15 protein-coding genes and 1 tRNA gene are annotated in these 13,449 nt (G+C 32.9%); 6 read left to right on the top strand and 10 right to left on the bottom strand.

The features are described 5' to 3' along the window. Window positions 1–22 precede the first annotated feature (22 nt). Window positions 23–1,093: an anhydro-N-acetylmuramic acid kinase gene (locus R6X41_RS16635; protein WP_318501489.1), complete on the bottom strand. Its 1,071-nt coding sequence runs from the start codon at window positions 1,091–1,093 to the stop codon at window positions 23–25. 94 nt (window positions 1,094–1,187) lie between these two features. Between R6X41_RS16635 and R6X41_RS16630 the strand changes: the two genes are divergently transcribed. The 5 genes from R6X41_RS16630 (at window position 1,188) to R6X41_RS16610 (ending at window position 5,426) form a co-directional block, all read left to right on the top strand. Continuing rightward, entirely contained in the window at window positions 1,188–2,330 is a 1,143-nt protein-coding gene (locus R6X41_RS16630; protein ID WP_318501488.1) for an acyl-CoA dehydrogenase, read from the top strand. 112 nt (window positions 2,331–2,442) lie between these two features. Further along, window positions 2,443–3,108, top strand: a complete 666-nt coding sequence (msrA, locus tag R6X41_RS16625) for a peptide-methionine (S)-S-oxide reductase MsrA (RefSeq protein WP_318501487.1) — start codon at window positions 2,443–2,445, stop codon at window positions 3,106–3,108. 246 nt (window positions 3,109–3,354) lie between these two features. Beyond that, window positions 3,355–4,137 carry an SDR family oxidoreductase gene (locus tag R6X41_RS16620; protein WP_318501486.1) on the top strand — a complete coding sequence of 261 codons (783 nt, stop codon included), beginning with the start codon at window positions 3,355–3,357 and terminating at the stop codon, window positions 4,135–4,137. Window position 4,138: 1 nt separating this feature from the next. Then, on the top strand, window positions 4,139–4,588 hold the full coding sequence (locus tag R6X41_RS16615; protein ID WP_318501485.1) for a hypothetical protein: 450 nt from the start codon (window positions 4,139–4,141) through the stop codon (window positions 4,586–4,588). 196 nt (window positions 4,589–4,784) lie between these two features. Continuing rightward, window positions 4,785–5,426: an O-methyltransferase gene (locus tag R6X41_RS16610; protein WP_318501484.1), complete on the top strand. Its 642-nt coding sequence runs from the start codon at window positions 4,785–4,787 to the stop codon at window positions 5,424–5,426. Here R6X41_RS16610 and R6X41_RS16605 read toward each other — a convergent pair whose 3' ends face one another. The 7 genes from R6X41_RS16605 to R6X41_RS16575 form a co-directional block, all read right to left on the bottom strand. After that, the gene (locus R6X41_RS16605; RefSeq protein ID WP_318501483.1) at window positions 5,427–5,714 is read right to left on the bottom strand and encodes a Sec-independent protein translocase subunit TatA/TatB; all 288 of its coding nucleotides are present in this window, start codon (window positions 5,712–5,714) and stop codon (window positions 5,427–5,429) included. Between the two features lie 80 nt (window positions 5,715–5,794). After that, a complete protein-coding gene (locus R6X41_RS16600) occupies window positions 5,795–8,101 on the bottom strand; it encodes a M1 family metallopeptidase (protein WP_318501482.1) in 2,307 nt (768 codons plus the stop codon). A 59-nt stretch (window positions 8,102–8,160) separates the two neighbouring features. Continuing rightward, window positions 8,161–8,664, bottom strand: coding sequence for a DUF6702 family protein (locus R6X41_RS16595; protein ID WP_318501481.1), 504 nt, complete (start codon window positions 8,662–8,664; stop codon window positions 8,161–8,163). Window positions 8,665–8,723: 59 nt separating this feature from the next. Further along, the gene (locus R6X41_RS16590; RefSeq protein WP_318501480.1) at window positions 8,724–9,476 is read right to left on the bottom strand and encodes a carboxypeptidase-like regulatory domain-containing protein; all 753 of its coding nucleotides are present in this window, start codon (window positions 9,474–9,476) and stop codon (window positions 8,724–8,726) included. A gap of 1 nt (window position 9,477) precedes the next feature. Beyond that, window positions 9,478–10,278 (bottom strand): carboxypeptidase-like regulatory domain-containing protein, encoded by an 801-nt coding sequence (locus tag R6X41_RS16585; RefSeq protein WP_318501479.1) that lies wholly within the window; start codon window positions 10,276–10,278, stop codon window positions 9,478–9,480. Between the two features lies 1 nt (window position 10,279). Further along, window positions 10,280–11,053 carry a peptidase associated/transthyretin-like domain-containing protein gene (locus R6X41_RS16580; protein ID WP_318501478.1) on the bottom strand — a complete coding sequence of 258 codons (774 nt, stop codon included), beginning with the start codon at window positions 11,051–11,053 and terminating at the stop codon, window positions 10,280–10,282. A 1-nt stretch (window position 11,054) separates the two neighbouring features. Then, window positions 11,055–11,846: a carboxypeptidase-like regulatory domain-containing protein gene (locus R6X41_RS16575; RefSeq protein ID WP_318501477.1), complete on the bottom strand. Its 792-nt coding sequence runs from the start codon at window positions 11,844–11,846 to the stop codon at window positions 11,055–11,057. 111 nt (window positions 11,847–11,957) lie between these two features. On the opposite strand from R6X41_RS16575, the gene pepE reads away from it, so the two are divergent. Then, window positions 11,958–12,665, top strand: a complete 708-nt coding sequence (gene pepE, locus R6X41_RS16570) for a dipeptidase PepE (protein ID WP_318501476.1) — start codon at window positions 11,958–11,960, stop codon at window positions 12,663–12,665. 34 nt (window positions 12,666–12,699) lie between these two features. Here the strand turns inward: pepE and R6X41_RS16565 are convergent. Beyond that, window positions 12,700–12,772: transfer RNA gene (locus R6X41_RS16565), tRNA-Gly, on the bottom strand. Window positions 12,773–12,822: 50 nt separating this feature from the next. Further along, window positions 12,823–13,254, bottom strand: a complete 432-nt coding sequence (locus R6X41_RS16560) for a GNAT family N-acetyltransferase (RefSeq protein WP_318501475.1) — start codon at window positions 13,252–13,254, stop codon at window positions 12,823–12,825. Between the last annotated feature and the right edge of the window lie 195 nt (window positions 13,255–13,449).

Here is a 13,449-nt window from a genome sequence, read left to right as displayed (position 1 = left end):
GCCCTTATGATTAATTTCTCATTTATTTTGAATGCGAATAAATTACTCCTGTAGAATGATCTTTGCTTGCACCCGTCACACTTTTTAGACAATTAATCTCGCCTTTTAACTTCAACACACCTAATAATCCAAAAATTAGTGCTTCCTTATATTCTATTAGGGCAGCATTTGGAATTGTAATCTCGCAAGTCGATAAGGTTTTTAAGCGTTCAATTAAAAAAGAATTATAAGCTCCACCTCCAGTTATAAGCAAAGTAGCTGGTTTTGAAACTGGTAAAATTGTTGCTATTTGAATCGCAACATGCTCGACAAAAGTTCTCAAAATATCTTGCACCTCTAATTCCTGACTATCTATTAAAGGAAAAACAGATTTAACCACCCATTCTAAACCTAACGATTTCGGATAATTGGCTTTATAAAATGGTAAAGCATTTAATTGGTGAAGTAATTCTGGGTTTACTAATCCTGTTGCAGCTAACTTTCCGCCATCATCGTAATCAAATCCTATAGTTTGTGTGTAATGATTTAAAACAATATTCACGGGACATACATCGAAAGCAATACGTTTACCCGCAATTTCTGTAGACACATTTGCGAACCCTCCCAAGTTTAAACAGAAATCGTAATCAGAAAACAATAACGCATCTCCTATTGGGACTAAAGGCGCGCCTTGCCCTCCAAGTGCCACGTCTTGAACTCGAAAATCGCAAATTACATCTTGCTTTAAAGTCGTAGCTAATTTAGGTAAATTCCCAATTTGATATGTAAAACCGTGTTCTGGATCGTGCTGAGCGGTATGTCCATGTGAACAGACAGCATCAATATCTTTAATATTATATTTCTCTATAAATTGCTGAATTAGATTTGCTAAATAAAGTGTATAATCTTCATCAATTTTAGAAAGCTCTTCTTTTGTTAACGTAACTAATTGCTTTAGTCGCGTTAACCAATCCTCTTCATAAGGAATAGTCTCTGATTCTATTATAGAAAACTCCCAGACAGTTGAACATTTAAAATGCGCATAAATAATATCGACACCATCTAAAGATGTTCCCGACATAACTCCTATCACTTTAAAATTATTTTTTATCATATTTCAAAATTTAATAGCTTTTATTATGTAATTACCATTAATAATATATATTTGAGGACGCTTTTTAACAAATCAACAATTAATTGTAAGTTATATGGATTTCAACCTTACTGAAGAACACATCATGATTCGCGATGCCGCTCGCGATTTTGCTCAAACCGAATTATTACCTGGTGTAATAGAACGCGATAATAAACAAGAATTCCCAAAAGAACAAATAAAAAAAATGGGAGAACTCGGTTTTTTAGGCATGATGGTCGATCCTAAATATGGTGGTAGCGGTTTAGATACGATTTCTTATATTTTAGCGATGGAAGAAATCTCTAAAATAGATGCTTCTGCGTCTGTAGTAATGTCTGTAAACAACTCTTTAGTTTGCTGGGGTTTAGAACATTTAGCAAATGAAGAGCAAAAACAAAAATATCTTACAAAACTAGCTACTGGTCAATCTATTGGTGCTTTTTGTTTAAGCGAACCAGAAGCTGGTAGCGATGCAACGTCACAGCAAACAACAGCAATAGAACATGACGATTATTATCTTTTAAATGGTACGAAAAACTGGATTACAAACGGAAACACTGCCGATTTCTATATTGTTATAGCGCAAACTCATGTCGAAAAGAAACATAAAGGTATTAATGCTTTTATAGTTGAAAAAGGCTGGAAAGGTTTCGATATTGGACCTAAAGAAGATAAACTTGGTATTCGTGGTAGTGACACCCACTCCTTATTATTTAATGATGTTAAAATACCTAAAGAAAATAGAATTGGAGCAGATGGTTTCGGATTTAAGTTTGCAATGAAAACCCTTGCTGGTGGCCGTATTGGGATTGCTTCTCAAGCATTAGGAATTGCATCTGGAGCTTACGAATTGGCTTTAAAATATTCTAAACAACGTAAAACATTTGGAACTCAAATTTGTAACCATCAAGCAATTGCCTTTAAATTAGCAGATATGGCAACTCAAATTGAAGCTGCCCGCTATTTATGCATGAAAGCTGCCTGGGATAAAGACAATAAAAAGGACTATACCGTTTCTGGAGCTATGGCCAAACTTTATGCCTCGCAAGTGGCAATGGATACAACAGTGGAAGCTGTTCAAATTCATGGTGGAAATGGATTTGTTAAAGATTACCACGTAGAACGTTTAATGCGTGATGCCAAAATTACTCAGATTTACGAAGGTACTTCCGAGATTCAGAAAATTATAATTTCAAGAAGTATAATTGATGCTTAATTAATATGCCTCAATATGTGTATAAATTAAAGTCTAACTTAACGGTTAGACTTTTTTTATGGTTAATTATTTAAGGATTAATTAAAAAGTCCGACTTACTATAAAAAAACATATGCAATCTATAAAAATTTCCATACTTACACTTATCACAGTCTTCGCTTTTAGTTGTAAAAACGAAGCGCAAACAAACTCAGAACAAGATGCTATTACAAACGCTGAACCTATAGAAGTAGCTTCAAGTAAACATGAAGCACGTGCTTACTTTGCTAGTGGTTGCTTTTGGTGTGTAGAAGCTATTTACGAAAGTGTAATTGGTGTTAAAGAAGTGATTTCCGGATATTCTGGTGGACATTCAGAAAACCCAACTTACGAGGCTAGTAATACCGGTAGAACGGGACATGCCGAAGCTGTAGAAGTGATTTACGATCCTACCGTAATAGATTTTGCAACTTTAGTAGATATCTATTTCGCATCACAAAACCCAACACAAGTTAATGGACAGGGGCCAGATCACGGATCGCAATACCGCTCTATTATTTTTTATCAGAACGAGGTACAAAAACAGATTGTAACTCAAAAGAAATCTGATTTAGAAAACTCATTAAATAAAAAAGTAGCCGCAGAAGTGTATCCATTTCAAAAATTTTGGATAGCAGAAGACTATCACCAAGATTATAAAAAACATCATCCAGAAAATGGCTATATTCAAAATGTATCTATCCCAAGATCAAATGCATTCAAAGCCAAATCACCTCAATTACTTAAGAAAAACCAATAATATTCATAATAAATTTAGATTTTAATATTTTATTAACATCTACACCCCCTAATTCAAACGTATATAAAGTGTAACCATTCCGCGATACGCGTCTATATATATGATGAACGCTTCAGTTGTAATTGACAACTGAAGCGTTTTTGTTTTTATAAGTTTTTATTATGACACTGTAAGTATACCTTGAATTTTATAATGCTTATTTTTGCATTTTTATAAGATAAATCTTAAAATTCACGTCAATTAATAATGAATTTCAACTTAAAAAATAAAAATGCTTTGGTTTGCGGAAGCACCGCTGGGATTGGAAAAGCTACAGCGTTTCTCCTTGCAGAAGAAGGTGCAATAGTAACCTTAGTTGCAAGAAACGCGGATAAATTAAAACAGGTATGTTCAGAACTACCCAACCCTGAATTGCACAGTTATATTGTTGCAGATTTTTCTAACCCTTTAGACTTAAAAACAAAGTTAGATGTATTTATGTCTGAATACCATGGCTTTCATATACTAGTAAATAATACTGGCGGTCCAGCAGCCGGACCTGTTTTTTCGGCTTCACTTGATGCTTTTGAAAAAGCTTTTACTCAACATTTAAAATGCAATCATATTTTAGCGCAAACCGTAGTACCTTTTATGAAAGACAAGGAGTTTGGAAGAATTATAAATATAATCTCGACCTCTGTAAAGCAACCTTTAGATGGACTTGGCGTGAGCAATACCATTAGAGGCGCAGTGGCGAGTTGGAGTAAAACTTTGGCAAACGAATTGGGGGGTTTTGGTATTACAGTAAATAACATACTTCCTGGAGCAACAGCAACAGACCGCTTGTTTGATATTCTTAAAAACACAGCTACAAAAACAGGACAATCTGAAGCTGAAGTTGCTAGAGCTTTAAAACAATCTATTCCTGCAAATCGATTTGCAAAACCTGAAGAAATTGCAAATGCTATTGTTTTTTTAGCAAGTGAACAAGCGAGTTATATTAACGGCATTAACCTTCCTATAGATGGTGGCCGAACTAAAAGTTTATAATATGAAATATTTTTTAAGTGGTTTTATCTTTCTGATAGCCTTACAAATACAAGCACAATTTCAAGTCGAAAATAATACAAATGCTGAAATAGATGAACTTCAAACTATAGAACAAGTTGTAAACTGGATTCATTTTAACCAACCAGACCAAGTGCTTCCAAATTTATATAATGATGATGTTATTGATAAAACGTATTTAAATATTGAATCTACGTCTATTTATAAAACCTATCCTCGAGCTAAAATTTCGAAACAAAACTTAACCACCATTACAGACAAATCTCCAATAGTTTGGTACGAGCGTACGATTTACAAGGAACGTAAAAACGAACTAAAACCCGTTTACCAAATTTATGTGGGTATAGATGTGACTAAATCTCCCTATGAGATCCTAGATTTGTTTTTAAGACATGGAAAAAAAGTTAGAGTAGTAGATTATAAAAATGAATAATTATATTTTTTGAAGACACCTTTAAGTTATTAAAACAATAGTAATTTTGCGTTAGGGATTGTAGCGGCATCCTTTTTTAACCTTTTTCGGGTTAAAAAAGATATAGCGAAAAGCCCGACTTTTGTTTATTATCTTTTCTAAATAAACAAAAGTAACGCCCAAAACATATTAAACGTAACGCTTATAATTTAAAAATATGCATTTTATACCTCAAGAACTTGACGATTATGTGGTAAAACATACGGAAGACGAACCCGAATTATTAAAACAACTAACGCGGGAAACGTACCAGAAAATACTACAACCGCGTATGTTAAGCGGACATTATCAAGGCCGAATTCTAAGTATGATTTCTAAATTAATACATCCAAAAAACATCTTAGAAATTGGTACATATACTGGATATTCTGCTTTAAGTTTGGCCGAAGGGTTACAAAGCGGAGGTGCTTTGCATACTATTGATGTGAATGAGGAATTATCAGATTTTCAGCGTAAATATTTTGATGCTTCTGAATATGGTTCGCAAATTCATCAGCATTTAGGAAGTGCTATAGACATTATTCCTGAGCTTGAAGATACTTTCGATTTGGTATTTATTGATGCGGACAAGGAAAATTATCCCAATTACTTTCGTCTGATTATTGACAAACTAAAACCTGGTGGAGTTATTTTATCTGACAATGTGCTTTGGAGTGGAAAAGTGATTGAACCTTTAAACCCAAAAGACCTGTCGACAATAGCCGTTTTAGAATATAATACACTTTTAAAAGAAGATTCTAGAATTGAAACGGTTTTACTTTCGGTACGCGATGGCTTAACGATTAGCAGAAAAAAATAGTTACATTTTACGGCGTACAGAGCCTGTAAAGTCTTGTAAATCGTCTTTTACTTTATTTAATTGATCTTGCACGTCTTTAGTCACAGAAGTATCTATGCCGTTTTTACTGGCTGTTTTAGATATTTCTGATTTAATATCGTTCGTGGCATTTTTAATTTCTTTTATGCCTTTACCTAAACCACGTGCGATATCAGGCACCTTATCGGCACCAAAAACCATGATCACAATAAATAATACGAACATTATTTCTGCGCCACTAATAAATAAAAATGTAGGATGTTGTATCACGATGCAAATATACTAAGTGTTTGGTTACAAAATTAAAAAAAGCCAACTTATAAAAAGTTGGCTTTAACATTTTGTTTTAGTTAATTTTTAGATTTTGATTTAAAAGCCTCAAAATCACTTGGCTTAGTTTCTTTTGGCCAAGAATTATTTGATGTATCTACATCGGCAGTTTCTAGATTTGGATCGACAGTTATTCCAACTATTTCCTTATCTGAAGCTACAGATTTGCTAACTTCTTTATCGTTTAATCTCCAAATTTGTGCTGGATATGTTTCTGTCTTAGACGTGCCGTCTGCATATTTATATTCAACGATAATAGGCATTACCAATCCACCTGGCTTATCGAAAGTAACATTATAAAAATACTTTGGTTCTTTTAATTTCTTACGCTCTTCTGGCGTAAAGTTATCCATAATATATTCTTTTAATGTCGTAGAGTTATCTACAGAACTTCCTTTTTTAAGCGATTCATTAAATTCGTCGCTTCCTTCTTCAACCATATATACTAATGGTGGTAAATCGCTAACTTCTATACCGTAGCGTTTTGCCTGTTCTTTTGTTTCTTCATTAATCTCTGAAGATACATAGTATTTTTTAACACTTTTCACTCCTATATCTACATAATCTGTAGTGTAAAACCAACCTCTCCAAAACCAATCTAAGTCGAATGCAGAAGCATCTTCCATAGTTCTAAAGAAATCTTCTGGAGTTGGGTGTTTAAACATCCATCTGTTTGCATATTCTCTATACGAATAATCGAAAAGCTCGGGTCCCATAACGGTTTCTCTTAAAATATTCAGCGCCGTTGCTGGTTTTCCATATGCATTGTTACCAAACTGGTATGTATTTAAACCTTTAGTCATGATTGGAGCAATAAAATCTTGATCTCCTCCCATATAAGGTACTATTTTAGCTGCAGGGCCTCTTCTAGAAGGATATGCTGTTTGTCCTGGGGATAATGCACTTGGGTATTCTTTACCAAAATCTTGCTCTGCAACATATTGTGTAAATGTATTTAAACCTTCGTCCATCCAAGTCCATTGGCGTTCGTCACTATTTACAATCATAGGAAAGAAGTTGTGTCCTACTTCGTGAATAATAACACTCATCATTCCAAATTTTACTCTATCGCTATATTTTCCGTTTTTATCTGGACGTCCATAATTCCAGCAAATCATTGGGTATTCCATACCTTGATTTTTTGCATGCACAGAAATTGCTTTAGGGTAAGGGTAATCGAAAGTCATTCTTGAGTACGATTTTAATGTACTTGCAACAGTTCTTGTAGACCATTGTTCCCATAAAGGATTTCCTTCTTTTGGATACATTGACACTGCCATGATGTTTTTATCACCAATTTTAACAGCCATCATATCCCAAATAAATTTTCTTGACGTTGCAAAACCAAAGTCACGTACATTCTCTGCATGTAACTTCCATGTTTTTGTGTCTTTACTAAACTGTTTTTCTGCAGCTTCAGCTTCTTCTTGTGTAACAATTATAACAGGTTTGTCGTAAGATTTTTCAGCCTTTTCGTAACGCTTCATCATATCTTTAGAAAACACTTCTTTTCTATTTACTAACACTCCTGTACCATCTAAAATATGATCTGCAGGAACTGTAATGTTCACTTCAAAATTTCCGAAAGGTAATGCGAATTCATCACGTCCCCAGAATTGAGAATTTTGCCATCCTTCAACATCGTTATAAACGGCCATTCTTGGATAAAATTGAGCAATTACATAAGCTCTGTTTCCATCTTCAGGAAAATACTCATATCCAGAACGTCCACGACCATCTACGTGATCGTTTATATTGTACCACCATTTAATAGAGAATGAAAATTTCTCTCCAGGTTTTAAAGGTTCGGTTAACTCTACACGCATCATCGTTCTATTAATCATGTGCGGTAATGCTTTACCATTTGTATCTTTTATTTCTTCAATATTAAAACCTCCATCAAAAGATTCTTTCATATAATTAGAAACAAAACTTTCAGGTTGTTGAGCCGACGAATAGCCTCCTCCTTCAATTAATGGCGATTTTGAATCTTTAGCACGTACATTTTGATCTAATTGTACCCATAAATAATTTAAAACGTCTGGAGAGTTGTTTGAATACGTAATAGTTTCAAAACCCGATAATTTTGCGTTCTCATCATCTAGCGTAATATCCATTTTATAATCGGCTTGTTGCTGATAATAAGATGGACCTGGTGCTCCAGATGCTGTTCTAAACATATTAGGCGTAGCAAACTCTTCGTTTAACTGTCTGAACTTATTAGTGTTAACATGCCCAGGCTTACGTTCTGGTTGTTTTTGGTCTTGTGCCATGACGCTTGCAGATAGAAATACAACCGAAAGGAATAGGTACTTTAGTTTTCTCATAGGGTATAGTTTGGTAATTTTTGTTTGAAAAATAATACTTTTAAACTTTATACCGAAGTTTAATCTAATTTTAACAATCCTTTATCGTTCTCAGCTATGAGAATAAAAGTTTTTTTCTTACCATTTATATCCAATCTCACTACATTTTGTTGTTCTTCGAAAACATCGTACAACACATGATTTTTAATTTCGAATTCTGATATATTATCTACATTAGGAATTTCAATATAACACACAGCAATATCGTCGTCGTACTCTTTTCCTATAAATTGTATATTTACATTCTCTCCATTTATTTTAATTTGAATCTTTTCTTTGAGATATTTCTCTAAATAGAAATCTGCTTTTTCGGATTCGTTTTTCCCTGCTAAGGTTATAGATTCATCAAAACGTTGACGCATTAGTTTTTCTATATCGTCAATAAAGATCCGAGTTATAATTTGCACAGATTGCTTCTCTTTAACGTAATGTATTTCTGTAATACTAACGTAATATTTATGGACTGTGGTAAAGGCCAATAATGGCACTAAAAACATTAAGAAATAATAATTAAGGGCTTTCATCTTCGTAATTTAGGTGATAAATGTAATTAAATTAGCCGCTTTCTTATACATTATAAGATTTATTCTGAATTTAAATTCTTTATGTATTGCACGTACTTTTCATTTAAGAAGTCTAAAATCTCTACATCATTTTTTCCTTCACATCGGTCTTTAAATTCTGGAGCTTCAGAACAGAAATAAAAAAAATCTTTTCGTTTAGAGTCTACCAAATCATGTTCGCTAAAAAAATCGTCGGAAAGACGTTGTCTTATCTCATTGATGAATTTGTCGTTACGTTCTAATTCAACATGTACTTTGAGTATTTTAGTCCGTCCAGATATTCCATTTACTACCGTGTTTAAAAGTCCAGATTTAGCTTCACTTAAACGGCGTTCTGCTTGGGTTTTCCTTTTTCCCATATAACCAGGAATGCCAACATCGTAAAAATTAATATCAGGAATTACTGTCGTATTACCAATATCCATCATTAGATTTCCGGTTAAAATATTACCAACAATCACTTCGCTTAGCTCATTAATTTCTTCATTTAAAAAAACATGAATAGTTTTATTTAAAAGTATAGTAGCATCTACAACAACTTCTGTAGTTGTATATTGAATAGCTGTAAACGCAATGGTGTCTTTAATCTTAGCTTCTATGGAGAATACACCTTTTGCATCCGTAATTGTAAACCGCTTAGATGTTTTATTTATAACGTGAATGTTTTCAATATCATCTTCTCCCGTTACCGTTCCCGAAATGGTTTCAAGGGTTTGAGCCTTAACGAGTGACACACTACCTAAAAAACAACATAATATGAAATGTATTTTCATTTTAATTTGAAGTCGAATTTGAGTTATCTATATACTGAAGATACTTTTCTTTTAGAAACGCTAGAATTTCAATATCACTTTTTCTATAACAACGAACCTTAAAATCAGGATCATCTATACAGAAATACCAGAAATCCATCTGTTTAAATTCACTTAAAGGGTGGTCGCTAAAAAAATCATCTGAAAGGTTATGTTTTATTTTTTTTACAAGCGCTTCGTTTTCTTCTAACTCTATACGCGACTTTAACATTTTAGTCCGTCCAGAAATTGCATTTAATATTGGATCTATTGGAAGTGAACCTCCAAGCAGTCCTAATAACATGATTGGCTTAAATTCCCCAGCTGTAAATAGGCGTCGTTCTTCTTGAGTTTTTCTTTTCCCAGTATATCCAGGAATACCAACATCGTAAAAATTAATGTCCCGAGTGGTTTCGAAATTTCCTATATCCAGTAATAAGTCTCCGGTTAAAACCTTGCCTACAACCACTTCACTTAGCACATTAATGTCTTCACTTAAAAAAACATACATCGTTTTGCTTAAAAGGTTAGGTGCCTTTACAATAATCTCTTTAGTTGTATATTGAACAGCTGTAAATACAATGGTGTCATTAAGTTTGGCTTCTATAAAGAATGCTCCTTTAGCATTTGTAACAGTAAAGCGCTTAGATGTTTTATTTATAACGTGAATGTTTTCAACGTCATCATCTCCTGATATGACCCCAGAAATGAGTTCAAGATTTTGAGCTTTTACTTGAGAGACACAACCTACAATACAACAGCATATCATGAATTCTATTTTCATTTTAATTTGGTGTAATATTTGAACTCTTAATGTATTCAGCATACTTTTCATTAAGAAAATTTAAAATTTCAATATTACCCTTATTTTCACAGCGTATTTTAAAATTTTGGTCTTCAGAACAGAAATACCAAAAATCCATCTGTTTAAATTCACTTAAAGGGTGGTCGCTAAAAAAATCCTCAGAAAGATTAGGTCTTATTTTAGTTATAAGTTGGTCGTTACGTTCTAACTCCACATGCATTTTCATCATTTTTGAACGACCAGAAATAGCATTAATAATTGGATTTATAGCCAGTAAACCACCTCCTGTAGCCTCTTGCAGACGCCGTTCTGTCTGAGTTTTCCTTGTTCCTGTAAAACCACTTATACCAACATCGTAAAAATTAATATCTGGTGTAATCTCATTACTTCCTATATCTAGCATTAAATTTCCGGTTAATACCTTCCCTACAATAACTTCGTCTAGAGTATTTACGTATTCTTCGAGGTTTACCGTAATTGTTTTATTTATAATAACAGTAGCATCTATAATAACTTCTAATCCTGTGTATTGAATTGAAGAAAATACTAAAGTATCTTTTAGTTTTGCGGAAATTTCGAATTGGCCAACATTGTTTGTTATTGTAAACGTTTTGGATGTTTTATTTATAACGTGAATATTCTCTATGTCGTCTGCGCCTGTAACTTCTCCTTTTATTGTAACGGTTTGCGCATTTACTTTCGCATATAAAAGCACATTACATGTCACAAATAATATCCACTTTAAATACTGCACTTTATTTAGCTAAAAAGACTGAGCTTTGTTTTGAAAGATATTCTAATAATTCTATTTCTTGTCCTTCATCCAGAAATTTAGAATCCATTTCTAGATCTATATAATTAATAAACGCATCGACTTGAGGTCCAGGAATATTAAAATTATCAGATAGGAAGCCATGCGAATAAATACCACGGAGTCCGAGATTGGTATCTGTATCTTTAATAATTTTATCGGTTTTAGATACTTTCTTTTTAAATAATGGTTTTAAAAAGGTATTCGTAATCGCTACCATGTCCATACCATTATAATATTCACCTTGATTTAAAATATTCATATCTGCAGCAGTATGATAATCGGCCGCAAATTCATATGTAGAAATATCGTCAACCCCCATAATTAAGCCATCCATATCTGGAGTGAACGTTTGTATTTTATCTAAATCTTTATGTAAAACTCCTGTTAACCCGTAAGGCATAATTACAACCTCATTTAAGCGATTAATATGTTCTACTAAAAACACAGTAACTTGTTTCGAGTTTATAATTTCTAAATCAATTTTAACTTGAATAGTATTAAATTGAAGTGCAGAAATCTCAATAACATCTAATAAAGCCGCTTTGATTTTAAACTCTCCATTTTCGTCTGTTATCGTTCCGATATTAGACGATGTATTATAAACAGTAACGCCTTCAATTTCATCTGTGTCGACCACTATTATACGTCCAGAAATTTCTACACGATTAATACTTTGAGCTTTTAATGTCGCTACAGTAGTTATTAGGAAAAGAAATAGTAATAGTTTTTTCATATAGGTGAATTTTTATTAAAGTTAACGACTTATCTACTTATGAATTTATTCATGGCATTTAAATTTTTGTTAAAACCATCTATTACCTAAATTTACAATAAATTACCGACGATGAAAAATATGATTATAGCAAGTACATCTACTATTTTTGGTAGTGGCTACTTAGAGTATATTTTAGAAGAATTACAATTGCATTTTAAAGATGTAAAAACAGTGTTATTTATTCCATACGCAAGACCTAGCGGAATATCGCATGACGAATATACCAATAAGGCCAAAGATGCTTTTTCTAAAATTAATATAAAGGTTGAAGGCATACATAACTTTAAAAACCCAACAGAAGCCATAGCGCAAGCTGAAGCTATTTTTGTGGGTGGTGGCAATACTTTTGTATTAGTAAATAAACTATACAAAATTAAAGGCATACAAGCAATTACAGAAGCGGTTAAGAACGGAACTCCATATTTAGGAACAAGTGCAGGAAGTAATATTTGCGGTTTAACCATGAATACAACTAACGACATGCCTATTGTATACCCACCAAGTTTTAAAACTTTAGGATTAGTGCCATTTAATCTAAATCCGCATTATTTAGATCCGGATAACAGTAGTGAACATATGGGAGAAACACGGGAAACTAGAATAAAAGAATTTATGTGCTATAATACACAACCTGTTGTAGGAATAAGAGAAGGAAGTTGGCTACAAGTAAAAGGGGATTCTATTATCTTAAAGGGGAAATTATCGGCTAGAATATTTAAACATAATCTTGCGCCTTATGAATTGGAAACCGGAAGTGAATTACAAAATTTAAGATAAAAAAAAGAGCTTCATATTTCTATGAAGCTCTTTGAGCGAGAGACCGGGTTCGAACCGGCGACATTCAGCTTGGAAGGCTGACGCTCTACCAACTGAGCTACTCTCGCATTACCGGGTGCAAATATACAGATATTAATTAATAGTATCCAAGAAAAATTTACATTTTTTTTAAAAAATGATATCCCAATATATTGAAGCCTTCATTGTAGTAAAATTTGTGTGAAGGATGGTTTTGAACATAGGTATTAAGCTCCGCTGCTTCGCAACCTTTACTCTTGGCATAGTCATAAATCCATGTAAAAAACTGTTTACCAACACCTTTACTTCTATACGTATCATCAATAAATACATGATCTATTTCCACACTTTTTCCTACATAATGTCTAGTAGAGAACCATAAGCCACAAATTCCTATCAAAATATCCATATCAAATACCCCAATACACTCATAATTTTGTTCAAACATTTCTGAAAAACGTTCAAATAAAAGTTCATCTGAATGTTTATTTTGTGTGAATTTTTGCATTAATGGAATAATTTCTGATAATTCATCCCTCTGAAGTTGTCGAAAACTTAGTTCAATATCCATTTTTTATTATTGAGTTTTTAAAATGATGCGCAAAAATAATTAAGTTTGAATTATGAATCTAATAACTGAAACCAATCCTGTCCTAAATAAAATTAAGGCGCACTAATTTTAACCATTTTACTGGTTTAACCATTAATTTTTGTGTTTTTTCAAAATAGAACCCCTTGCATATAATTATTTGCAGGGGGTTTACCT

It is taken from the genome of Formosa sejongensis (genome assembly GCF_033447105.1).
GTDB lineage: Bacteria > Bacteroidota > Bacteroidia > Flavobacteriales > Flavobacteriaceae > Formosa.
This window is presented reverse-complemented; position numbering and strand designations above follow the sequence as displayed.